The sequence below is a fragment of the Reinekea forsetii genome, from assembly GCF_002795845.1.
Taxonomy (GTDB): Bacteria; Pseudomonadota; Gammaproteobacteria; order Pseudomonadales; family Natronospirillaceae; genus Reinekea; species Reinekea forsetii.
Genome location: NZ_CP011797.1, coordinates 229,859 through 252,733, shown reverse-complemented (window position 1 = coordinate 252,733; position 22,875 = coordinate 229,859). Strand labels below are relative to the sequence as shown.

18 protein-coding genes are annotated in these 22,875 nt (G+C 54.6%); 7 read left to right on the top strand and 11 right to left on the bottom strand.

The window, feature by feature from the left end; translation table 11 throughout:
- The first annotated feature begins 6 nt into the window (after positions 1–6).
- Positions 7–1,002, top strand: coding sequence for a polysaccharide deacetylase family protein (locus REIFOR_RS01245; RefSeq protein ID WP_100255834.1), 996 nt, complete (start codon positions 7–9; stop codon positions 1,000–1,002).
- 47 nt (positions 1,003–1,049) lie between these two features.
- Here the strand turns inward: REIFOR_RS01245 and xrt are convergent, their stop codons facing one another.
- Positions 1,050–2,558, bottom strand: a complete 1,509-nt coding sequence (xrt, locus tag REIFOR_RS01240) for an exosortase (protein ID WP_100255833.1) — start codon at positions 2,556–2,558, stop codon at positions 1,050–1,052.
- Positions 2,559–2,710: 152 nt separating this feature from the next.
- On the opposite strand from xrt, the gene REIFOR_RS01235 reads away from it, so the two are divergent.
- Together REIFOR_RS01235 and REIFOR_RS01230 are read left to right on the top strand one after the other, a co-directional pair.
- Positions 2,711–4,111, top strand: coding sequence for a FemAB family XrtA/PEP-CTERM system-associated protein (locus tag REIFOR_RS01235; protein WP_100255832.1), 1,401 nt, complete (start codon positions 2,711–2,713; stop codon positions 4,109–4,111).
- Positions 4,112–4,198: 87 nt separating this feature from the next.
- On the top strand, positions 4,199–5,251 hold the full coding sequence (locus REIFOR_RS01230; RefSeq protein ID WP_158524257.1) for a polysaccharide deacetylase family protein: 1,053 nt from the start codon (positions 4,199–4,201) through the stop codon (positions 5,249–5,251).
- A gap of 73 nt (positions 5,252–5,324) precedes the next feature.
- Here the strand turns inward: REIFOR_RS01230 and REIFOR_RS01225 are convergent, their stop codons facing one another.
- From REIFOR_RS01225 to REIFOR_RS01200, 6 genes are all read right to left on the bottom strand, one after another.
- A complete protein-coding gene (locus REIFOR_RS01225; protein ID WP_100255830.1) occupies positions 5,325–6,353 on the bottom strand; it encodes a GNAT family N-acetyltransferase in 1,029 nt (342 codons plus the stop codon).
- Between the two features lie 118 nt (positions 6,354–6,471).
- Positions 6,472–7,611, bottom strand: a complete 1,140-nt coding sequence (locus REIFOR_RS01220) for a hypothetical protein (protein ID WP_100255829.1) — start codon at positions 7,609–7,611, stop codon at positions 6,472–6,474.
- 56 nt (positions 7,612–7,667) lie between these two features.
- Complete coding sequence (locus tag REIFOR_RS01215) at positions 7,668–8,492, bottom strand: CpsD/CapB family tyrosine-protein kinase (protein ID WP_100255828.1); 825 nt, start codon at positions 8,490–8,492, stop codon at positions 7,668–7,670.
- A 30-nt stretch (positions 8,493–8,522) separates the two neighbouring features.
- A complete protein-coding gene (locus REIFOR_RS01210) occupies positions 8,523–10,031 on the bottom strand; it encodes a chain length-determining protein (protein ID WP_100255827.1) in 1,509 nt (502 codons plus the stop codon).
- Positions 10,031–10,672 (bottom strand): polysaccharide biosynthesis/export family protein, encoded by a 642-nt coding sequence (locus tag REIFOR_RS01205; RefSeq protein WP_227003732.1) that lies wholly within the window; start codon positions 10,670–10,672, stop codon positions 10,031–10,033. Before REIFOR_RS01205 ends, REIFOR_RS01210 begins: the two co-directional genes overlap by 1 nt.
- A 2-nt stretch (positions 10,673–10,674) precedes the next feature.
- Positions 10,675–12,081, bottom strand: coding sequence for a TIGR03013 family XrtA/PEP-CTERM system glycosyltransferase (locus REIFOR_RS01200; protein ID WP_100258656.1), 1,407 nt, complete (start codon positions 12,079–12,081; stop codon positions 10,675–10,677).
- Positions 12,082–12,304: 223 nt separating this feature from the next.
- On the opposite strand from REIFOR_RS01200, the gene REIFOR_RS01195 reads away from it, so the two are divergent.
- Genes REIFOR_RS01195 through REIFOR_RS01185 form a run of 3 tightly spaced genes read left to right on the top strand, consistent with a single transcriptional unit; the run spans position 12,305 to position 15,596 of the window.
- Entirely contained in the window at positions 12,305–13,255 is a 951-nt protein-coding gene (locus tag REIFOR_RS01195) for an XrtA system polysaccharide deacetylase (protein ID WP_227003731.1), read from the top strand.
- Positions 13,252–14,544: a nucleotide sugar dehydrogenase gene (locus REIFOR_RS01190; RefSeq protein WP_100255825.1), complete on the top strand. Its 1,293-nt coding sequence runs from the start codon at positions 13,252–13,254 to the stop codon at positions 14,542–14,544. The genes REIFOR_RS01195 and REIFOR_RS01190 overlap by 4 nt, the downstream gene beginning before the upstream one ends.
- A gap of 32 nt (positions 14,545–14,576) precedes the next feature.
- Positions 14,577–15,596 carry an ExeA family protein gene (locus REIFOR_RS01185; RefSeq protein ID WP_100255824.1) on the top strand — a complete coding sequence of 340 codons (1,020 nt, stop codon included), beginning with the start codon at positions 14,577–14,579 and terminating at the stop codon, positions 15,594–15,596.
- On the opposite strand, the gene REIFOR_RS01180 is transcribed toward REIFOR_RS01185, so the two are convergent.
- The 4 genes from REIFOR_RS01180 to uvrD all read right to left on the bottom strand — a co-directional run bounded on the left by REIFOR_RS01180 (position 15,593) and on the right by uvrD (position 19,897).
- Positions 15,593–16,543, bottom strand: coding sequence for an AEC family transporter (locus REIFOR_RS01180; protein WP_100255823.1), 951 nt, complete (start codon positions 16,541–16,543; stop codon positions 15,593–15,595). The two genes, REIFOR_RS01185 and REIFOR_RS01180, sit on opposite strands and share 4 nt — an antisense overlap.
- Positions 16,544–16,653: 110 nt before the next feature.
- Positions 16,654–17,034 (bottom strand): DUF3461 family protein, encoded by a 381-nt coding sequence (locus REIFOR_RS01175; protein ID WP_100255822.1) that lies wholly within the window; start codon positions 17,032–17,034, stop codon positions 16,654–16,656.
- A gap of 170 nt (positions 17,035–17,204) precedes the next feature.
- Positions 17,205–17,723: a DNA-deoxyinosine glycosylase gene (locus REIFOR_RS01170; RefSeq protein WP_100255821.1), complete on the bottom strand. Its 519-nt coding sequence runs from the start codon at positions 17,721–17,723 to the stop codon at positions 17,205–17,207.
- A gap of 11 nt (positions 17,724–17,734) precedes the next feature.
- Positions 17,735–19,897: a DNA helicase II gene (gene uvrD, locus REIFOR_RS01165; RefSeq protein ID WP_100258654.1), complete on the bottom strand. Its 2,163-nt coding sequence runs from the start codon at positions 19,895–19,897 to the stop codon at positions 17,735–17,737.
- Between the two features lie 182 nt (positions 19,898–20,079).
- Here uvrD and REIFOR_RS01160 point away from each other — a divergent pair, with 182 nt between their 5' ends.
- Positions 20,080–22,824, top strand: coding sequence for an EAL domain-containing protein (locus REIFOR_RS01160; protein WP_100255820.1), 2,745 nt, complete (start codon positions 20,080–20,082; stop codon positions 22,822–22,824).
- The last annotated feature ends 51 nt before the right edge of the window (positions 22,825–22,875 follow it).

The window sequence follows — 22,875 nt, the reverse complement described above, 5'->3', positions numbered from 1 at the left end:
TACCCGATGAGTCCAATTAAATACTGCGCTAAAGGCATGCTAACTTTCGCCGCCAGTTCTTTTGGTGAACACAATCGAGCTAATCAAGAGGCTAAACTCTGGGTGCTAATGTACCACCGCATCCTGCCTAAAGCCGATGCCCGCTATGACCTGGAAGAGCCTGGCATGGTGGTCACCCCCGAGGTATTCGCCATGCATTTGCGTGAGGCCAAAAAGCTGTTTGAACTGGTGTCGTTAAGCGATTGGTTAGCTCGGGCCAGCGCGGGTCAGCCACTACCAGCCAAGGCGTGCGCCATCACCTTTGATGACGGCTGGCTCGACAACTACGAATTTGCCTTGTCCATCTTGCAACGCTACCGGGTACCGGCGACGGTCTTTGCCGTGGCCGATAAGATCGGCACACCCTTTCGGTTCTGGCCCAATATAGTCTCAGAATTGATCGCAGCTAAATCGCCGGCGTTGCGCAGTCACCCGTTGCTCGCCCAAGCGGCACGGCTTATTGAGTTGCCCTATTCGCGCGAGCGGGTGGCCCAATGCATAGGCCAACTCAAGGCCTATACAGAAGATGCGCTATTTAACGCCTTGGAGGCCATCGGCTGGTCGAGTGCGTTAGCTTCCAACGGCCCGGCGCTGATGGACTGGACTCAACTGGCCGCCCTAACGGCCAGTGGCCTGGTTGAGATCGGTTGCCACACCGGCAGCCACCGGCGTCTTAACAAGGGCCTGGCGGCGGCGGTCTTGGACCAAGAAATCGCCACCAGCAAGGACCGCTTGGCGCGCCGGCTGGGCCAGCCGATTAATTTGTTTTGTTATCCCAATGGGGACTTTGACACCGCCGTGTTAGAGCGCGTTAAAGAGCACTACCAGGCGGCTGTGACCACTCAGCACGGCATCAACCGGCTCGACAGCCTACAACCGCACCAGTTGTTGCGTATTGCCCTGCACAACGACGCCAGCGACAGCCCGAGAAAATTTCGCGCGCGCTTATCGGGCTGGCGTTAGGATCCAGTCTGGGGTCCGTGCCTGCGGCTCGTTGCTCTGAAGCAAAATCAATAGAGCGCCGTTGCCGTCACCCAGCCCAGAACCATCTCAGGATGAGACTTGAGCGCGGCAAGTTCGGCTGAGCATTTCTGGTGGCGGCAGACGGTGGTGGCATACCAGAGCGCAACATTGGGCCGGCCGGCCAGCACTTCACCAAACTGCGCCCATTTGCCAGCCCAGGGCTTGAGTGCAAGGCGTTTGCCGATCTGGTGGCCATAGACCACTAACCGATCTGGTTGGCCCAGTATTATCAGCACGCCCAATCCGCTCTGCTCCCCCTGGGGCAAGCGCAGTGCGGTGCGGTTCATGGCACCGGTATCGGACGGCACTATCCGGTTGCGCGCAGTGATCAGCTCCTTACCCTGATATTGCTGAAAGTAGACCAGCTGGCCAATCAACCAGGTTCGATCGGACCATTGGGTCTGCCAATAGTAAGGCTGATCGAACCCGGTGTATTCGGGCTGATACTGGTCATTGGCATGGGCTGCGGATACGGCCAACCAATCGGAGGGCAACACGGCATTCAAATGGGCATCGCTGCGTGGCTCGCTGAGCGCCAACAACCACAGGGGCAGCGCCAGAGCCAACGCGGCGGTGCTCAACAGAATAGGGCTGTCGCGTAGGGTTGCGCGCAATGAGGGCGAGACCGGCGTGAGAGCGACCTCTGCGGGATGCTCTGGCAAGTGCTGGATCAGCCATAAATAGAGCCAAAACACCGCCGCAAAAATCCACCAGCCGAAGCTACCGTGGTCATACACCAGCGGGTTTTTCATCTGGCTATAATAGGCAATTAGGATCAGGGCAAAGACGCGTAACCAATTACTAACCAAGGCTAATAGCGCCATCAGAGCAAGACTGATGATCCTATGTTTTAGGCTATGGCGCCGGTGGTAGCTGTTTAGGCTCGCCAGCACCAGACCCATCAGTAGATAACTGAGGCCGGCACAGCTCCCGGCAATCACCACTGTGCCGTGGGGCAGGCTGACGTTAAAGCCATCGATATAGGCCGGCACCTCGAGCAAGCGCAGACCGACGGCCGCCACCTCACGAGTGAGACTGCGCAATACCGGCAAGAGTAGCTCCCAGAGCGGGATGGCTAAGTATAGCAATGCAAAGGGCAATAGCAGGCTGGGAAGTCGCCGTAAGCCTATGACCGGCAAGACCAGGCAGACCAACAGGGCCGGCAAGGCGATCTGTTGCAGCACACCCAGTTGCGTGGCATACCCAACGCTCCACAGCCATGAGGGCACTAGCACCAATGGCACATAGCGCCAATGGGCTGAGCTGGCGTGCAGCTTGGGCAGCAGATCGCGCACAATCATCAGCGTGCACACTAACACCAACAGATAACCGTGGGAGTAGGCACCATCCCATGCCGTCCAACGTTGATGGAGTGGTATCAGGGTGTCTCTCAACAGCCACAGCAACAGCGCAGAGACCAGTAGCAACGGCAGCAATGGCAGCCAATGCCCGACCCGGACTGAGACCCCTGCTGGGGGGGCGAAACGAAACCGCATTATGGCACTCCTTTACCAATGGGGTTTGCGAATTGGCCGACCGTGGATACCCTTGTCGGCCTAAGTTCAGTAAACTCTGAGTTCGATTCTACCCGATTTTAATGCATCGGGCAGAGACTTAATTGGCTCATCATATTGCGGAGCAAGTCGACATGGATGTCAAAAAAATACTCAAGGATCCACAGGCCTATAACGCCAGTCTGGCCACGCCGTTGGCTGAGCAGGTCTATGGCGAGTTGAAAGATTTACAGCAGCAGAGCCAAGCCTTAGCAAAAAAATTAAAAAAAATGCAGGCTGATAAGGGTCGCCTCGCAAGCTTATTTAAGGCTGCTAGCGCGAACGCGGTTCAACTTACTGCCCTCAAATTACAGATGCACAGCATCTCCTGCACGGTGCGTGACACCGAGCTGGCCATCGCGCAGATCCGGTTGGCAACCACCCGTCTATTGCAAGAGTCGGCACCCGCTACAAGAACGCAGTTGCCGAGTCGCTTTACCCGAACCTTGGCTCACTATGGCAAAAACATTGCATGGCGCTGGCTAGAAGATCCCCAAGATCCGCTCTGGCAGAATTTCGTGCAGCAGCAGGCCGACCTGGCCAGTGTCTATCATCTACCGGTCATTCACAACACCATCCAAACGGCCTTTGGCCATCGCTGCAAAATTTTGCTCGCGCTCGATTCGGGCACGGTCGTCGGCGGCCTGCCGGTCACTCTGATGCGCAGCCGACTCTTTGGCCGGCAGGCGGTATCGGTTGGCTTTTTTAATTATGGCGGGCCGCTCACGGCCTACCGCGATATAGCCGAGCAACTGATCGCGCAGTCGCGCAATCTGGTGACAACGGATGCACTGGACCAAATCGAAATTCGCACCACCCTGGCAGGCCTGCCATTCCCCTGCGTCGATGAAAAAGTCAGCATGATTCGGCGCCTGCCGGAGCGCGACGCCGACCTCGAGGCCGAACTGGGTGCAAAGGTACGTGCGCAGGTCAATAAGGCCAAGACATCTAAACCAGCTGTGCGCTTCGGCGGCGCGGAATTGCTCGATGACTTCTATCGAGTATTCGCCCACAACATGCGCGACCTAGGCACCCCAGTGTATAGCAAGGTCTGGTTTGCTCAACTGTTAGCCGCACGAGAATTGAAGGCCAGCTTGGTGGTCTGCTACCTTGACGCCAAGGCGGTCTCAGTGGGCTTTTTACTGGGCTATCAGGAGGTGCTCGAAATACCCTGGGCGTCCACGCTTAGGTCGGTCAATGGCTTGAATATGAACATGTGGATGTACCGACAAATCCTGACCCACGCCATCGCCGAGGGTTATGGTTTTTTTGACTTTGGCCGTTCGACCCAAGACGCCAATACCTATAAATTCAAAAAACAATGGGGCGCCCTGCCGGTGGCACACTATTGGTATTATCCCACGACGATAGGGACAGCCTCGCGCAGTCATAACCCCGACAACCCCAAGTTAAAATTGCTTATCAAGCTGTGGCAAAAATTGCCAGTCTGGCTAACAAAAATAATCGGCCCGCCCATTATAAAAAATATTCCATAGTGAAATTTGCAGAGTCGATCCCAAAACTACTCTATTGCTAGGCCCCATTTTGTGACAAAGTTAATGGTTATATTTGATGGAATAAATATGAGCATGCTAAGGAAAGCACTATCCGAGTTAACCGTACGCGCCCTGGCCGCCCATCCTATCGGCACGCTAATGCAACCGTTGCGCAGCCGATGCGTTCCGGTTTTTATGCTGCATCGTATTGCCGACCCAAGACACGGCGTCCGCGGCCATCCGTTAGCCCTCATTGAACGGGCGCTAAGCTATTTAACCCACCACGGCTATACCGGCATTTCGATCCACGAGCTGGCCCAGGCCCTGATCGATAAACGACCCTTACCGCCGCGTGCGGTGGCCTTTACCCTAGACGACGGCTTTCAAGAACAGGCCGAACTGGCCTTGCCCCTGTTTGAACGCTATCGTATTCCGGTTACCCTCTTTATGGCGACCGACATGCTCGATAAGCAGAGTTGGTCCTGGGACTATCAGTTGGAATTTATCGTTACCCGCACCCTACTAAGCCACGTCAATATCCGCCTTGCAGCACGATCCTTTGCCGCAGCGTTAGACGATGAGGGCCATAAACGCCAATTCATCCGCACGCTTAGAAGCCACCTAAAGAGCCAACCGATAGAATCGACCCACCAGGCCCTCGATCAGCTGGCTTTTACTCTGGGGGTGAGGGTGCCCGCGAGCGCGCCGATCGGCTATCAACCCATGACCTGGGCCCAGGCGCGCGCACTCGAATCGGACTGTATCCAGTTCGGGCCCCATACCTGCCGGCATCTGATCTTGACTCAGATGGGAGAGGACGATGCGCGCCGTGAAATCAGTCAAAGCTGGCAGCGACTGCAGGACGAACTGCGCCATCCAGTGCCCATTTTTTGTTACCCCACCGGCCGGCCGGATCTCGACTTTGGCGCGCGTGAAAAACAAATGGTGCGTAAGGCGGGGATGATCGCCGCGCTCTCGTCCGAACCCGGCTATATCGATATAGGCCGACATCGGCGTAACGATATTTTTGCCCTAAGACGCTTTAGTTTTACCGACAACATCAGCCATTTCATTCAATATTGCAGTTGGATTGAGCGCGCCAAGGAACTCACTTTTCAGCGGATAAAACCGAGGCTCTAACGCAGGATCTTATGGTCGGTTATAAACGTTTAGCTCTGGCACAAATGAATTATTTTCGAAAGCGCGCGGGCTACTAATCTAACAAACGATTTTTTTGTGCGTTCAAACGATAACAGGCGGCCAACCAGCGACTCTTGACCAGAGCCAAATCGACCAACTGGGTCTTCAAGGTGGCAAGCTTTTCCTTGTAGTTGCTATTTTTACCGTCTCCGGCCATAAAGTCATACGCCAGTACATCAGGGTCCAAAAAAGCCTTTTCGATTTGGTAACCAAAATGTAGGGTGCCTAAGGAGATACCGTTGAAACGAGACTCCAAGAATCCCCCTTGCAGATTATAGGTCCGCTTATTGACGGTTAGATCGAGTAGCACCGAGACCACCTGCTCATCCACGATTAGCGTTGACAGATCCACTCGATGTCCGTCAGCCACTAACTGAGTCAAGAGTTGTTCGATAAAGATTCGATTCGGCGCCGTGAAACAGGGCCGGCCCCAACGAGACTGATGAAAGCCATTAATCTGCTCGATGAAGCCGGTGATATCTGGCCAGCGGTTCACGACCCGGACATGCCCTACTTGTGCCAAGCGCTTTCGGCGGTTAAAGAGTTTTAAGCGGCTACTAGACCCCAGCTGCGCGAGATAGGTGGTAAAGGAATGGCTCTGGCAGTCAACGGCATAGGCGCACGACTCGTTGCGCTCTAATAGGGTCAGTTTATGGGCCGCAGCAAAGCGACGAATCGCTTCGTGGCTGGCGCTGTCAAATATCACATCGGGCAACAACAGCTGGTGCTTGATATAGGGCAAGGCACGTTGCAGCCAGCCCTCAATACTCGGCGGCCGGCTGTCGATGGCCGCTACTTGATGCCAGTATTCGCTGCGCATCGAACCCAACCGGGGGCCCTGGCAGCCGAACGGCACTAAGCTGCAAACCGGTATTATCCCCTTAAGGGACGCCCATGTCTGATAGGCGCCGGCGACTGAAATCGCGTTAAGCTGGGGGTCCTGTTCCAGAATGGGTCGCCAACTGTGGTGCCAGGCCTGGTGCCAGGCGGGGCTTTGAAACAACGTCGTGTGCGCCTGTTCGGGGTGAAAAAAAGTGGTCATCTTGCAGCCAACTCCGTTCTAGTGGTTATCATTTTTTCGCCTTGTTGAGCAGACTGATTCCAGCGAGCACCCCTGTCGCACGGTGACCACAAACCCGCGGTCTGTAACGACCCGGCGCTTAAAATTGGTACTTGATGGCCACCGACCAATCGAGTGGTTTCTCCTGGCCCGACACATTCTGGGCCAAACGGCCGTCCAGTGACCAGCGCCGGTTCAGGGTCCGGTTGAGCTCCGCTGTGACCTGGGTGCGGCTAACCTCCTGTTGCAAGCGTCGCTGCCAACCGAGCTGCACCCAGGTAGCGCTGGACGACTGCCAAGTCAGGTCAGTCCTAAACTGTTGAAAGTGCTGGCGCGCTTGATCATCCAGATCGAGCAGATCCAGGTTAAAGAGCGCGCGGCTCCGGCCCACGCTAAAGTCGGCCGTTAGGGTCACCGAGTCGATCGGCTGCACGCCAAACACGCTCACGGTCAGTTGGTCGACTAACAGCTGCCTCTGTTGGGTAACGGGCGCATCGAGCCCGGCCGCTTGAAACAAACTGATGGCATCGGTCTGGCTGTGCTCGCCGCGCAGGCGCCATCCCAAATTGCCCCGCTGATAACTGAGCACGCCGTTCCAACCCAGGCTATCGACCGCTTGGCCATCCTGTTCGTTGCGCCCCCCGATCAGGCTGGCCGCATGACTAAAGCGCGTTGCCTGCCATTGCCAGCCCAAACTGCCCTGCACTGACCGCGTGCCGCGATCGCTGAGCAGCAGAGTCAAGCCGGTGCGCCACTGGGTTCGAGCGTCGCGTTGCCAGTTCAGCCGGTAATCACCGCTTGCGCTCCATTCATCGAGTTGGTTGTGCAAGGTGTTACCCGAGCGTCGGTTACGATAACGGCCGGTTAGCTCCAACTGATGGGCCAGGCTCATGGTTTGAGGCACCAATAGGCCCAGTGTGCCGCTTAGGTCATCATTTGCTTGCCGCTCGGCGCGGATCTGCGGTGGATCGAGCTGCTGATGATCGAAGACTAGGCGACCGGAGAGAGGACTACCGGCAGGGCGCCAGATGAGACTGTTTTGGCTTTGCCAGCTTTCAACCGGTTGCTCTGCCTGTTGGCCATCAAGTCGGCTGGTCACTGCGCATGACAGGTCCATTTGGCGACCCTGATAATCGACCGCGAGCGTCGGCACTAGGTACGCACCGACTTGTCGATCGACGCCTATCACTTCACCGCTAAGCGCACCAGACCAGTCGACCTGAGCAGCACTCTGCGTCATGGCCAGACACCCCAATATTAGTAAGGCCGTTGCCGGCAATGGCATCATCCCAGCCACTATTGCCGATAAACCAGGCCGGACAGATTGGTCGAACCCAGTGCTGTAATGGCGTCTTCAATAGTGGCCATATCTGCCTGGCCATAGGGCACCGTTAGCAGGCACTGGTCGCAATAGCGCGCCAGCACCCGCGCTTCGCTGCTGGCCAACACCGGCGGTGCATTAATCACGATAACCCGGTCGCGGTAACGATTCTTCAATTCATATATCAGATCCTGCATCGCATGCGAGGAAAACAGTTCCACTGCTGCAGACGGACTGTTGCCGACTGGAATCACATTCACCCGCTCGATGCCGCTCGGATAGATTATCTCGCCCAGGCCCATGCCTGCGGTCATGAGCAAGTCGGTGATGCCAAGCGTGAGTGGCGCGGTGACCAATTGCGGCAAGTCGCTCCTATAGGGGTTGCAGTCGATCAAGAGTGCGGAGGAATGAACCTCGAGTGAAAAGGAAATCGCCAGATTTAGCGCGGTAGTAATACCATTGTCGGTCGAGTCGGCCGAACTGATCATTACGCTGAGATTCTGCGACTCACTTTGATCGAGCAATTTAATGCGCAACTCGCGATAGGCATTCAGTACTGCGCGATGCTTCATACCGGCATAGACTAGGCTCTTTGCTTTCATGTCATGGGTCGGCATCGGCCGCGGATTGCGCATGTCCGATAGCGAAGTGACTGGCGCGACTTGCAGCACCTTGCCAGCGCCGTGGCGCGGCCCAACATCGGCTAGGGTCCGCAGCCTGATATCCTGGGTGCCCTGGTGCTTGGGGATCCGTTCAGCGCGATTTTTTTCAAAGGCTCGCACAAGCTTATTTTGATCCATATCGACGCTCCAAAAACCGTTGGCTCACTATTAAAAAAGGCCTAATGCGGACAGCTCAAAGGACCCACTACTCAACAGTGCGTAGAGCAGCAGATAGGCCAAGCAGAGACTGCCCAGCAAGACCAAGGCGCGTTGGCTGGTAAATTTCGCTAAGGTACCGTTATAGATGGGTATCGAGGTCATTAGGGGTAAATGGGCCGGCAGCTTCGCGCTAAGTAAGGACGCCGAACGGATGCGCGGATCGATGAGCAACCACGCAAGAATAAAGCCCAGCGGCACCATCAGCCCTAACAATGGCCCGAGCAGGGCGAAGTGCACCAACTGCAGACCATCGGAGCGCACCGGGTAGGAGGCCGGCTCATGGATTTTGTAGGACACCCCCTGGCCTTCGATATCAAGCGTCATCGACAAGCGGGCACTCTCACGGCGTTTCAGCATATCTTCGTAGACATCCTTGGTAACCGCATAGTCTCGGTTCAGTTCCTGCCGCGTCGCCTGTTTTTCCGCTACCGTCTCGGCATTCGACAGTTCACCTTGCAACAGGCGTTCGGTACTGGACAAGCGATTTCGATTCGCCGTCAGATCCGCGCGCTCTTTATTGATGACATCCTTTAGACTGGTATAGGATGGGTTTTCAATCTGCGAGAAACTTTTATTGTCGGCCGCCTCGGTCACAATGATCGCCACCCGACCGCGCAAGGCGTCAACCTGGTCCTTTAGGCTGATAATATCCGGATGGCTGTCGAGGTAGGTCAAACGCAAATCCGCCAACTGCTGCTCGAAGGCTTCGAGTTGACGCTCCTCGAACGATTGGTTGCGATCGATTTCAATCCGCAAAAATTCCGCTTCGTTTTGCAGTTCGGTTTCAAAACTGGCCAGACGGGAGACGCTGTCCTCTATGCTCAGTTTAAGAACCTGAATGTCATTTTTAAATTGGGTCACCCGATTCGACACACTTTGTTCGGTGATGTCGATATTCAACGCCGAGAAGTCTTTTAAGCGGTCTTCAGCCTGCTCCAATTGCCGTTTATAACTGTTTACCTGGGCGTCGATAAATTCGAATGCACTCTGTGACTCCTCACGTTTTTTGCGCGCCGCTTCGGCGAGAAAAGTTTGCGTCGTTGCATCGATCACGTTAAAGGATTCGTCGCGCGACGACGAGCCATATTGGATCATCACATAGTCACCGCTGGCACTAATATCCATCCGCGCACGTAATTGCGCAATAGCCGCATCGGGTGAATCGAATCCGGCCTTGCGCGCCACTGAGCGTAAAATACGATCGGTAAAGATGGTCTCACGGGCTTCCTTAGCCCGGTCTATCTTGGTAATTTCGGCCTTGCCTTGCAGCAAGGAGCCGATAATATTGGTCACATCGGCGTATAGGGTTACCCTGGAGCTATAGGTCTTGGGTAACAGATGGCCGGCCACCAGGACGGCAGCAGAGAGCAGCATAAAAACCCCGACCAACGCATTGCGGTAACGCAGCAGCTCCATCTTCAGGGCATGCAACAGTTCACTGAGGTGACTTGGATCCATTAGAACTCCCCCTTCCAAACACTCTTTTCCGGAATAATTAAAATATCGGCCGGCTGTAATAGGTAGTTGGTCGCGATCTCACCCCTGAGCAAAATGGCATTGAGGTGCACCGGATGCTCGACATAGCCCGCGCGCGTGAGGCGATACAAAATGGTTCGCTGCGCTGCGCCAAAGGGGCTGACACCCCCGGCGGCCAAGACTAGGTCAACAACGGTCATACCTGCGGTAAAGGCAACCGATATGGGTTGGTTGACCTGACCGAGGGCGCGCACTCGAAACTGGTAGGTGACACTGACCGGGTTGGATACAGTCACGGCCACTTCCGGATTTTTAATGACCGCCTTCAGTTCTTGGCTGATGATCGCGGCCAAGGCCTCTGGTGTTTGACCCTGGGCCTGAACATCGCCCATCAACGGCATGGTAATAAAACCATCTGGGCGGACCCTAACGTCACGAGTCAGGTCGGCATTGCGCCAGACATCTATGCGCAACTGATCGGCAATACCGATCACATAGGCTTGTTGGCTATAGGTCAGCTCTGGCACTGAACTGATGGCCGGGGCCGTGGCGCAGCCGATCAGCCAAAGCATTGCGAACGGAGCGCAGAACCTCAACAAAAACCCTTTGATAACTGACTTCACGGTCAACGCACTCCTTTGCCGAGCAATATGACCTCGACCGTCTGAATAACGATCAATAGATCCATTAGCAGGCTGTGATTTTTGGCGTAATAGAGATCGTATTCGAGCTTACCCTTAGCATCGGCCACCGATGCGCCATAGGGGTAGTTCAGTTGCGCCCAGCCCATAAGACCCGGCTTGACAGTATGCCGATGTGCATAGAATGGAATTTTTTCATTTAGCTGGGCAACAAACTCTGGCCGCTCTGGGCGTGGACCCACAAAACTCATCTCGCCTCTTAGCACATTCCACAGCTGAGGGATCTCATCGAGCCGAGTATTGCGCAGGAAAGCGCCGACCTTGGTTACCCGGTCATCATTGGCCTTAGCCCAGACCGCATTACCGCCCTGCTCTGCGTCCTGGCGCATTGAACGCAATTTATAGATTTTAAAGCGGTGTGCACCCTTGCCTACTCGAACTTGGGAATAGAGAATCGGCCGGCCAGTTTCGAAGAACACCAACAGTGCCGCGATAGTCATGAAGGGCACCAGCACTAGGGCCAAAACCAAACAGATACTCAAATCGAAGAGTCTCTTGGTAAGGTCGCGCAGGCGCGATACTGGAAAACCATTGGCAAAAATAATCCACGAAGGCTCAAGAATATCCAGTTTAACGCGCTGCAATTCGCGTTCATAAAAAGACAGCGCATGCGTCACCGCAATGCCGTGCAGCTTGCAACGAATCAGTTCATTCATCAGAGCATTGCTGTCATCGCTCCCCCGTCGTTCCTGTTGCGCCACGATGATTTCCACAATGCGCTGGTCGATGCAATAACGTAATAGGTCTTCTGGCAATGCGGCACACTGACTCGGGGCGATAGCCGCCTGCGCAGACCCCAGATAGGCGACCACACGAATATTCAAACTGCGCCGGTGTTGTTCGCACTCGATCTGCAGCTGGCGCGCGGTCGCATCGGTGCCCAACACCAGCACTCGCAATGACAGTCGATCGGAGGCGACTAAGCGATTAAAAATCCGACGCGCAATGAGGGTTAAGCCGGTTGAGACCATAACAACCCAAAACAGATTACTACCGACCAAATTAAAGAATGGCCAGATAGAGGACAACAGCGACAATGACAGTACGCCTAAGAAACAATAGGCCACTAGGGTGCGAAAAAACATCGCCTTAAAGCTGTCGCGCATCATCGCCAAATAGACCCCCATAGCGAGTGAGTCGCAACTCAAGAAAGCGGCATAAATCATTGCGACGACGGGGTCCGATGAAAGGGTAGACTCAGGCAGAACATTCAATAATATCTGTATGGCTTTGACAATATAAAGACTAAGAAACAGCAGAAAAAACTCTAATACAGCCAGGACCAGATAGGGTAGGTGTCGATGATTTTTAGCAATATTAATATAAGACACACATGCTTCCTTGCAGTTAAAAAAGGTAACGGCATCCAGCCAACCGGGTCGCTTATAAAAATAGATACTGCACTGAAATAATTCAAACCACAAGCCATAACAAGAAGACAATACACTGTATAAGAAGCGTAAAACCCAGGAATTAAAAATTATCGAACTACAATAAATTTATAACTTTGCTATAAATTTTAGCTAACAATAAAAATTATTACTGGATGTAATTATGCTTTATGCCAAGGATTCGGCGATAGTGCCGCGCACCCTGCACGCCATGACGATCGACGTCGAGGACTATTTTCATGTCGCCGCGCTCAGCAAGGTAGTGAGCCCAGCGCAGTGGCCACAGCAACCGTCTCGTGTCGTTCACAATACTCATAAAATCCTCGAGATCTTTGCTGACAAAAAAATAAACGGGACTTTTTTCATCCTCGGCTGGGTCGCCGAACGCTATCCGCACTTGGTCAAAGAGATAGCCGACCTCGGTCATGAAATTGCATCCCATGGTTACAGCCATCAACTGATCTATGGCCAGACGCCGGCCCTGTTTCGCGCCGAAACTGAACGCGCCAAGAGCATACTGGAAGATCTGAGCCAAGCGCCGATCGAGGGTTACCGGGCGGCCAGCTACTCGATCACCGATAAATCCCTCTGGGCCCTCGATATACTCACCGAATTGGGCTTTACCTGGGACTCCAGCATCTTTCCGATCTACCATGATAATTACGGCATGCCCAATACACCCAATCAGCCCTACCGCATTCAAACCCGCACTGGCCTGGCATTAACCGAATTCCCGCTCACCGCGGCCAGGTTTTCCGGCCTTAATATTCCGGTCGCTGGGGGCGGCTATTTTCGTCAGTTTCCCTATGCACTGTTCAAATTTCTGTTTAATCGAGCCAGTCAGGGCAACCGGGTGCCGAAAGTTTTCTACCTACACCCCTGGGAAGTCGATCCCGATCAGCCACGCTTTCACACGGCCAGTTGGTTCGCCCGCTTTCGTCATTACACCAACTTGGAACGATGCGAAGGCCGCCTGAACCGGCTCATTGATGACTTCGATTTTGGCACCCTGTCCGACAGCTTAGCGTTCTTTAATCCGACCGAGACCTACAGTCCCACGGCAGGCGTCCTGATCAAGCAGGCTCAACCGCTTAATTATAAGGAACAGTTATGACCAGCATGCACAGTCGCACCATCTCCGTTATCGGCTTGGGTTATGTTGGCTTGCCGGTGGCGGTGGCCTTTGGTAAGCAACGCCAGAGCATTGGCTTTGATATCAATAGTCGGCGCATCGCCGAGTTGCAAAGGGGTCTGGATCGTAGCTTGGAGGTATCCAGCGCAGAGTTGGCCGCGAGCGATATCTTTTATACCAGTGATCCTGCGGATTTGGCGAGGGCCGACTTTCATATAGTTGGCGTCCCAACGCCGATCAATGATTCCAAGCAACCGGATCTGACCCCATTGATCCGCGCGTCGGAAACCCTTGGGCCGCATCTAAAGCCGGGCGACATAGTGGTTTACGAATCGACCGTCTACCCGGGCACCACCGAAGAGGACTGCGTGCCGATCCTAGAGCAAACGTCTGGCCTGGTCTGTGGCCGCGACTTCTTCGTCGGCTATTCACCAGAACGAATTAACCCAGGTGATCAGGAACGCACCTTCACCAATATTCTCAAGATCGTGTCGGGTCAAACCCCGGAGGTGCTGGAGATTATTGCGGCGGTCTATGAATCGGTGGTCAAACCCGGCGTCCATCGCGCCGCCAGCATTAAGGTCGCCGAGGCGGCCAAGGTTATTGAGAACACCCAACGCGACCTAAATATCGCATTGATGAATGAACTGGCGATTATCTTCAATCATATGCATATCGACACCTTTGAAGTATTGGAAGCGGCCGGCACCAAGTGGAATTTTTTACCCTTCCGGCCCGGCCTGGTCGGCGGTCACTGTATTGGTGTCGACCCCTATTATCTAACCCATAAGGCTGAGAAGCTCGGCTATCATCCCGATGTCATTCTCGCCGGCCGGCGCATCAATGACGGCATGGGTGGCTATTTGGCGGGCGAGCTGGTCAAGAAGCTCATCACCAATAACCAGCCGGTCAAGGGTGCCCGAGTCGGGGTTTTGGGCATCACCTTTAAAGAGAACTGCCCAGACATTCGCAACTCCAAGGTTATCGATGTAATCCGGGGTCTGCAGAGTTGGGGGGTCGAGCCGCTGGTACAGGATGGCCATGCCGATCCAGCCACAACGCGCCAGGAGTATGGCATTGAATTATCCGAGTTATCCGAGCTAACCGATCTGGCGGCGATAATCATCTGTGTCGCACATACCGAATATAAGGCCCTGAACGCGCGCGATTTCGCTGCCATGTTGAGGCCTGGTGCGGGCGTCTATGATGTAAAGTCGATTATGGATCGTGTCTCGTTCGCTGCGGCTAACGTGCCGCTTTGGCGTTTGTAAGGCGAACCCACAACCCAAGGAGAGCGGTTGCTATGTATTTAAAGCACTTTGGTTTCGAACGCCATCCTTTTCGCATGGCGCCAGAAGAGGATTTTCTCTACATGTCCCGGCAACATTCCCGGGCTTTTGTGTTTATGGATTCGGCCATCTGGAGCCCGGAAGGCTTTGTGGTGATCAGCGGGGAGATTGGCTCGGGCAAGACCACCCTATTGAAAAAAATGATCTCCGATGTAAAAGAAGAGGTGCAACTCTTCCAAATTGCCTATACCAACTTGCGGGGCGATGATCTGTTTCAGACGCTTCTGCATCAGGCCGGTATCAGCTTGGCTGACGCGACCAAGGTTAATATCGTCTTTGCCCTTAATGATCACTTGCGGCAATTAGCCGATAAGGGCATCCCCGTTTTACTGGCGATCGATGAGGCGCAAAATCTCAGTTATGAAAACCTCGAAGACATTCGCATGTTGGCTGGTATGGAGAGCTCACAGGGGCCGATTTTGCGAGTGATCTTGCTCGGTCAACCGGAATTGTCTGACCATATTGCTGCCATTCCACAACTCAGTCAGCGGGTAAAACTGTTCTTTCACTTGGAAGGTCTGTCGCTCGACGATACCGAGCGCTATATCCAGCATCGCCTGCGCATCGCCGGCATGGAGCGGGTCGAGTTGTTTCCGCACAACATTATCGAGCGGGTGCACCAATATTCCGCGGGCATCCCCCGCCTGGTCAACAAAATCAGCGATGGCCTCTTGCTGTGTGCCTTTGCCGAAGAGCGAACGCACCTGATAACGGCCGACATCGACGCCATCAAAAATGAGCTAGGGGTGTCGAGCGTCGCCATGGCGCAGCCCCAGGTCGCGCCACCGAAGCCCGCCGATTCGATCGGTCAGACGTCTAGGTCGGCCTTGGAACGGATCGCCGCCGCGCTGGAGTCAATCGATGAGCAGCTAACGGCCTTGATCGGCGATGAGGCCGGCTCAGATTCGGTCAGGCCTGAGGTCACTATGTTAAAATCCGCGCGCGCGCTGGGTGAACCAAAGGGCGATCGTTAGATCCACTGCAGCGCCTTCATCGCCACTAGGCCAAAGCTGGTCGTAAAAAGGCTGGCGACGGTGGTCATGGCAATAATGCTCGCAGCCAGGCTGGCGTTACCGCCCATGGCGCGGACCATCATATAGCTGGCCGCCGCAGTCGGGGTGGCCATCATCAGATACATCACGCCCAACTCCATGCCACGAAAACCAACTAGATAGCCCAACACGGCGGCCGAATAGGGTATCAGAATCAGCTTTAGCGCCGAGGCATAGGCCGTCACCTTGCCCCCCGTTAAAAAGCCCGACCAAGATAGGCTGGCGCCGATGCTCAGCAACGCCAACGGCAGGGTCATCTGGGCCAAATATTCGCCCGAAACGAGAATGAAGTCGGGCACGCCAATACCCGATAGGCGCAACGCACTTGCTGCGAGTATGGCAATGATCAATGGATTTCTGGCCAAACTTTTGAGCGACGCAACCACCACATTGGCGTTGCCCGATTGCGGCGCCCAACGATTCAGGGTGATCACCGACAGGATGTTATAGACCAGCGATAACACCGCCAGATAAACCGACGCCAAGGTGGCGCCGTCTGCACCGAAAGCACTCAAGCAAAAACCCAGGCCGACAATACCCATATTGCCGCGGAAGGCGCCCTGGACGAAGACTCCGCGTTCCTCTCGGATCCCGGTAACCCAATGGCTCAATAGTGACAGCATAAAAAAAGCGGCTAGGGTGAACGCCACGCCAAAGCCAATAATGGTCCAATCGATGGTTTTGCCCGACTCGGCTTTGAGAATATTGACAAATAGCAGCGACGGTAGGGCAACATTAAACACCAGCTTCGATGCCGACTGGTTAAAGGGTTCGTCAATCCAACCGATGCGTTTAAAAAGGGTGCCTAATAAGACCAAGATCGCAATGGGCAGGGTGATTTGCAGCGAAAATAACAACAGTGACAGCACAGAGGGTTCCCGGGAAAAATGAGCAATAGGGTTTGGGTTAGGCAGATGGCGAACGGGCCGACGTTGCGACCCGAGAATGGAACCTTAGCAGCTCATTCGATCTATCAGGGCTACAGGCGTTCTAGGTTTGCTTCAATTTCAGCAATTTTAGACTGCACAACCTTCTCCAAATGGCGCAAGTCTTGTAATATTTTCTTCTTCAGATCCAGCTCTGGGATCGATTCCTGTTTAGCAACCTGATCCAGCTCTTCGATCACATAGCGCAGGGTCGTGGAGATTTCGGTCGTGTCGTTGTATGCGCCGGTGCCGCTGTCTACCTTAACGCGCTTGTGTTGCCGCGGGTATTTGAACTTCTCACTGCGCGCAAACAGATCGCCTTTTTCACGGTTATAGTAAACCTTGAGGACATCGAAATGACCCTCGGTACGAACCGTATATTTTTCGACCGCGTCAGGATTGGTTATTCCGATGGCAGTTAGGTTTGGATACATGCAGCAAGTTCCCATTGAGAGCAGTTAAGGCCCTTAGAGTAGTCCAATACGACGGCCATTCCAACAGTCATTGAGGATAAGCGATAAAACAGCCCCGGCAGCAGTCAAATGTTCGGTTTGGCCGGGTTCGCTAGCAGATCCAGTACTGTGCGAACTTATTGGCAATGGCTCTAGTCGTAGGATGGCCCAATGCACTGTTGCAAGCTCTGATGCCAGCGTTGCATTTTAGTGGCCAGCGGCAGGGCGGCATGGGCTGGGCTGGTCGAGGGCAGCGTCTCAATACTGAGACCCTCGGCCGCTAGGGTTGGATAATAGCGCTGCAACAACTGGCCGGCCTTAGCGCCATTACAGAACACCGCCACCACGCTCGGAGTTTGCTGCAGCCAAAGGTCGATCCGATTGGCCACCATCGACTCGGCCTTAATTGCACTGTCCAGGCTGCCGGCACGTTCACAACGCTGCAAGACATCCCATAGGGCAATACCCCGATCGGTCAGATGGCTTAAGCGTGCGGCGTAGGGTTGCTGGGCATCGAACTGAAAGTAACTGGCCATAATCGGCCAGAAGGCATTGCGCGGATGAGCATAGTAAGCCTGTTGCTGCAACGATGCGATGCCGGGCATCGAGCCAAGCACCAAGATCCTCGGCGCCACTCCCTGTATGACACTAAACGATTCCACCAAGGCCATCTCAGCCTCGCTTAAACCGCTTGCAAGTTGGCATACTGGAGCATCAGCATGCGCTCCTTGCCATCGTCAAAGGCGACCAATACGCGGGTCTGGGCGCCACCGCCCTCGGCATTGACGATAATGCCCTCGCCAAACATCGGGTGATTGACCCGTTGCCCGATCGACAGACCGGCGTCGCCGATCGCCATGTCCTGCTGCAGGCCAAAGTTGACCGGCCGCGACACGGTGGAACGCAGGCGCACCTCGTGCAGCAAAGTGTCGGGTATCTCCCGAACAAAACGCGACAAGGTGTTAAAGGTTTCATTACCATAGAGACGCCGACTCTCGGCATAGGTCAGAGTGAGCAGGGTGCGTGCACGGGTGATGCCGACATAGGCCAGGCGACGTTCCTCCTGAATGCCCCCGGCATCGGACAGCGACATCTTGTGCGGAAACAGGTTTTCTTCCAACCCGGCGAGAAACACATAGTCAAATTCCAAACCCTTGGCGCTGTGCAGGGTCATCAGATTCACGCTGTCCTCAAACTCATCGGCCTGGTTGTCGCCGGCATCGAGCGACGCTTCGCTGATAAACTGCGCCAGTCGTTCCGCCGGCGCTGAAAAATCGATTTCGGTAGTGTAACTCTGGGCGGCACTGATCAGTTCGTTAAGGTTCTCAACCCGGGTACGGCCTTTTTCACCCTTTTCTTTTTCATGGTATTCGATCATCCCGGAGGCATCGTTGACCAGCTTGACCATCGCGCCCAGATCATCCTGTTCCAGCACGGTCTCGGTCAAGTCAACGATCAGCTTAATAAAGTCGACTAGGGCATTGGCCGCTCGGGTCGCTAGGACCTTGTTGTCCAAGGCCATTTGCGCCGCCTGCCAGAGTGAACAGCCTTGCTCACGCGCCAAGATGCGCAGGGTTTCCAGCGTCTTATTGCCGATCCCGCGCGGCGGCACGTTCATAATCCGTTCCATCGAGGCATCGTCTTGCTGGTTCAGAATCAGCCGCAAATAGGCAACCGAATTGCGGATTTCCAGCCGCTCATAGAAACGCACTCCGCCATAGATACGATAGGGCACTTGGAGGTGAATCAGGGCTTCTTCGAGCACGCGCGATTGAGCGTTCGAGCGATACAGTAGGGCAATATCGGTTGGGTTGGTTCCCGCTTCAATCAACCGATTCATTTCATCGGCTATATAGCGCGCTTCGTCCTGCTCATTAAAGCCGGCATAGAGTCGGATCGGTTCACCCTTATCGCCATCGGTCCATAGATCCTTGCCCAGGCGCCCCTGGTTGTTGCCGATTACCGTGTTGGCGGCCTCGAGAATGGTCGCCGTCGAACGATAGTTCTGCTCTAGGCGCACGACTTCGGCGCCCTCAAAGTCGACATCGAAGGTCTGAATATTTTCTACCTTGGCGCCGCGCCAGCCGTAGATCGATTGGTCATCGTCACCGACAATGGTTAGGCTCAATCGATCGCCGGCCAAGACCCGCAACCAAGCGTATTGGATCTCGTTGATATCCTGAAACTCGTCGACCAGAATATGGCTGAAGCGAGTCTGGTAGTGCTCCAAGACCGAGGGCTGATTGAGCCATAACTCATGCGCACGCAGCAGCAACTCACCAAAATCGACCAAACCGCTGAGCTGGCAGATCGCCTCATAGCGGGTGTAAATTTCTTTTAGGGTGTCTTCATACCAGTCGCCGTGCGACATCACATAAGCGGCGCGGCGCCCCTCATCTTTTTGGCCATTGATAAACCACTGCACCTGCTTGGGCACAATCCGTTCATCACTGATGTTCAATTCGCTGATAATACGTTTGACCAGCCGCAGCTGATCGTCGCTGTCCATCACCTGAAAGTTTTGCGGCAACTTAGCCTGTTGCCAGTGCGCCTTTAACAGCCGATGCGCCAGGCCGTGAAAGGTGCCGACCCATAGGCTGTGGGCCGGAGTCTCTAAGAGGGCCTCGATCCGGCTCTTCATCTCTTTGGCGGCCTTATTGGTAAAGGTCACCGCCAGAACACTAAAGGGCGACGCCAGACCCGCCGCAACCAACCAACCGATACGGTGAGTCAATACCCGCGTTTTACCGGAACCCGCTCCGGCCAGCACCAATAGATGTTGGCTCTCGCTGGTCACGGCGGCGTGTTGTTGTGGGTTGAGCAAGTCGAGCTGCAAGGAGGTCATAATTGGGCTACTGTATATAAAAACAGGCGAAGTGTAGCAGATGGTCTGAACAATCTCATCTGCCTTAGGCATCCAGCGGCCGCGTTTTTCCACTCTTTTGGTAATCAATTAAGTCGACTTTCCGCACCGCCTGCCAAATTTCCTTGCCTATACTGCTGTAAACAACGCTAGAAAGCCGGGTTATGGTCACTGACAGCGAAACGCTTCACCACCGACGTGCACAAATTTTACTGCGCAATGGCCGCTATTTTTGGTGGTCGACGCTGTTGGTCAGCGTGGCTTGTGGGGTCTTTCAACTGTTCAATGACTTACCGCAAATCGGTCAGTGGAGCGCCGGTGCTGTGTCCATGCTGGCCCTATGCGCCTTGTCGACCAACGTCTATTGTCAACGACGGTTGGACGCTGCTCCGCTGTGGAGCCCAGTACCTATCGTCACGCTACTGATCTCGGTCAATGCGCTGTTGTGGGCCGCAATTGCCCAACAGGGTGGTCTCTGTTTGACGCTGGCCATTGCCGAGGGCGGCCTGGCGAGTCTATTCCTCTATTCTCACGGCCGCTTAGTGGCGATTACCGATGGCGCCATTGGTCTGATCCCGATTCCGTTCTTATTTCAGGCCGATGACCCCCTCCTGATACAGGTGCACCTGCCGCTGATGGCACTCTTTAGCCTTGCGGCCGCGCTAGGCCACCAGCTGGCCATGCGCAATATTCGCCAAGAGCTGGAGTCGCAGCGTCTAACCCAACTCTTGACCGAAAATCAGAGCGATTTACTCAACCGATTCAACCAGCGCACCCATGACGTCGAACAGATTAATCACCGCCTAAGTCGAGAAGTTCAACTGCGCAAGGAAGTCAATCAAGCGCTGACCCAGAGTGAGGCGCAGCTTAATCTGGCCATGGCGGCCTCGGGGCTAGGCTTTTGGGACTGGGATCTGTTGCTGCACCGGGTTTATCATTCCGATACCGCGCAATTTTTTGGCAATAGCGACACCCTCAATGGCAAGGAATTTGTCCTAACCGACTATGTCCTGCCTGAGGACATGCCACTTGTCCGCAAGGCGTTGAAGCAGCATCTGCGCGGCGAGACCGACTATTATCAGGCCCGATATAGGGTCCAACTGCCACATAAACGACAGCAGCGTTGGATCGAAGACATCGGCAAGGTTACTGAACGCAACCACCTAGGTCGGCCCGCCCGGATGATCGGGACGCGCCGAGACATCAGCCAAGATATGCAACTGCAGGAAGACCTCACCCTGTCATCGAGCCTGTTTAACAACAGCACCGAAGGGGTCTTTATGCTCGATGTGCAGCAGCGGCTACGCACATGCAATAGGATGTTTTGCCAGATTTTTGCGCAGTCGCAGGGTGACTGGGTAGGTCAGCCCCTAGTGCAAATGATTCACACCGAGCAGGCCCAGAGTATATCCATGCAGCTTGGGTCTCAGGGTCACTATCGCGGCGAAATAATAGCGATCCGCGGTCAGAACCAGCCCTTTCCCCTATCGATCAATCTGACCGCCATTCGCCGCGCCGATGCCAGCCTATGCCATTATCTCGGTATTTGTCGGGATCTATCCGCAAACCAGCGCACCAAAAATAAGAGTTCCGATCGCACCGATTTCGACAGCCTGACCGGCTTATTCAATCGAGATTATTTCCAGCGCGTGTTGCGTCAGTTCCAAGACCATGAGCATCTACTACAGGACCATTATGCGGTCTGCGTATTAAACCTGGACCGATTTAAATCGGTCAATGAAAGTTTCGGCGTGGAGATTGGGGACCAACTGTTAAAGGATTTGGCCGCGCGGTTGAACGATTTTGCCGAACCGATACATCAGGTCGCGCGTCTGTCGAGCGATGAGTTTGCTCTAATCATCGAGTACCAAGGCAACCAAGACAGGCTTTTAACCAGCTTGGCCGATTTACAGGTCGCCATCACCCGCCCCTTTTTGGTGACTGAGCATGAGTTGATCGTCACCGCCAGTATCGGGGTCTGCATTGTCAAGGACGGCAACGTGCGCCAACTGCTTAATCACGCCATTGCCGCGATGAACCAAGCGCGCTACCAGGGTGGCAATAATGCCCAATTCTTTCACCAGCGCTTAGCGACCCAGCCAGTGGCACGGATGCAGATGGAAAAAGCCATGCGTAGCGCCATCACCCAAAATGAATTCTCGGTTAACTATCAACCTAAGCTGAACCTCCGCACCGGCCGGATCGATTCGGTTGAGGCCCTGGCACGCTGGATACACCCTGAGAATGGCCTGATCGATCCACAGGACTTCATTCCGCTGGCAGAGGAAACCGGATTGATTGCCGCCATCGGCGAGCAGGTGCTTAATAAGGCATGTTTGGACGCCGCCGAGTGGCGTGAACAGAATCTGGGCGAGATCTCAATTTCAGTCAATATTTCGGGCCATCAGGTTCGGCGCGACGACCTATATGACGTGGTCCACAATGCGCTATGCCAATCTGGGCTGCCGGCGGTCTATCTGGAATTGGAACTCACCGAGAGTATGTTGATGGAAGACATTCATCATGCGCAAGAATTTTTGAACCGGTTGCGCTCACTCGGTGTTCGCCTGGCATTGGACGATTTTGGTACCGGTTATTCTTCCCTGAGTTACCTAAAACGCCTGCCAATTGATACCCTGAAGATCGATAAATCCTTTGTCGCCGAAGCACGCCAAGGCGCGCCCAGCCCGATCGTCGAGGCCATATTAGCGATGGCCGACAGTCTCAAGCTGAAGGTCGTCGCTGAAGGGGTGGAAACCAAGGAGCAGCTGTCCTACTTAGAACGGCTCGGCTGTGACTATGCCCAAGGTTATCTGATCAGCCATGCCTTACCCACTGCCGAGGTGCTAACGCTAATTCGCCACACCAATCTGGACACCCTGTCCCAAGCTGGCGACTCGCTCCATTAAGAGCCGACGGGTTCACCGCAGGCATGCAGAGTCTCTCTTCCTCGGCATCAC

Bases quoted from the DNA above. Each gene is read 5' to 3' on its own strand.
- REIFOR_RS01225 (WP_100255830.1), bottom strand. From the start codon at position 6,353: ATGACCACTTTTTTTCACCCCGAACAGGCGCACACGACGTTGTTTCAA.
- REIFOR_RS01175 (WP_100255822.1), bottom strand. From the start codon at position 17,034: ATGTATCCAAACCTAACTGCCATCGGAATAACCAATCCTGACGCGGTC.
- REIFOR_RS01235 (WP_100255832.1), top strand. From the start codon at position 2,711: ATGGATGTCAAAAAAATACTCAAGGATCCACAGGCCTATAACGCCAGT.
- REIFOR_RS01220 (WP_100255829.1), bottom strand. From the start codon at position 7,611: ATGACGCAGAGTGCTGCTCAGGTCGACTGGTCTGGTGCGCTTAGCGGT.
- REIFOR_RS01170 (WP_100255821.1), bottom strand. From the start codon at position 17,723: ATGGCCTTGGTGGAATCGTTTAGTGTCATACAGGGAGTGGCGCCGAGG.
- REIFOR_RS01210 (WP_100255827.1), bottom strand. From the start codon at position 10,031: ATGGATCCAAGTCACCTCAGTGAACTGTTGCATGCCCTGAAGATGGAG.
- uvrD (WP_100258654.1), bottom strand. From the start codon at position 19,897: ATGACCTCCTTGCAGCTCGACTTGCTCAACCCACAACAACACGCCGCC.
- REIFOR_RS01185 (WP_100255824.1), top strand. From the start codon at position 14,577: ATGTATTTAAAGCACTTTGGTTTCGAACGCCATCCTTTTCGCATGGCG.
- REIFOR_RS01245 (WP_100255834.1), top strand. From the start codon at position 7: ATGAGTCCAATTAAATACTGCGCTAAAGGCATGCTAACTTTCGCCGCC.
- xrt (WP_100255833.1), bottom strand. From the start codon at position 2,558: ATGCGGTTTCGTTTCGCCCCCCCAGCAGGGGTCTCAGTCCGGGTCGGG.
- REIFOR_RS01190 (WP_100255825.1), top strand. From the start codon at position 13,252: ATGACCAGCATGCACAGTCGCACCATCTCCGTTATCGGCTTGGGTTAT.
- REIFOR_RS01230 (WP_158524257.1), top strand. From the start codon at position 4,199: ATGAGCATGCTAAGGAAAGCACTATCCGAGTTAACCGTACGCGCCCTG.
- REIFOR_RS01195 (WP_227003731.1), top strand. From the start codon at position 12,305: ATGCTTTATGCCAAGGATTCGGCGATAGTGCCGCGCACCCTGCACGCC.
- REIFOR_RS01215 (WP_100255828.1), bottom strand. From the start codon at position 8,492: ATGGATCAAAATAAGCTTGTGCGAGCCTTTGAAAAAAATCGCGCTGAA.
- REIFOR_RS01160 (WP_100255820.1), top strand. From the start codon at position 20,080: ATGGTCACTGACAGCGAAACGCTTCACCACCGACGTGCACAAATTTTA.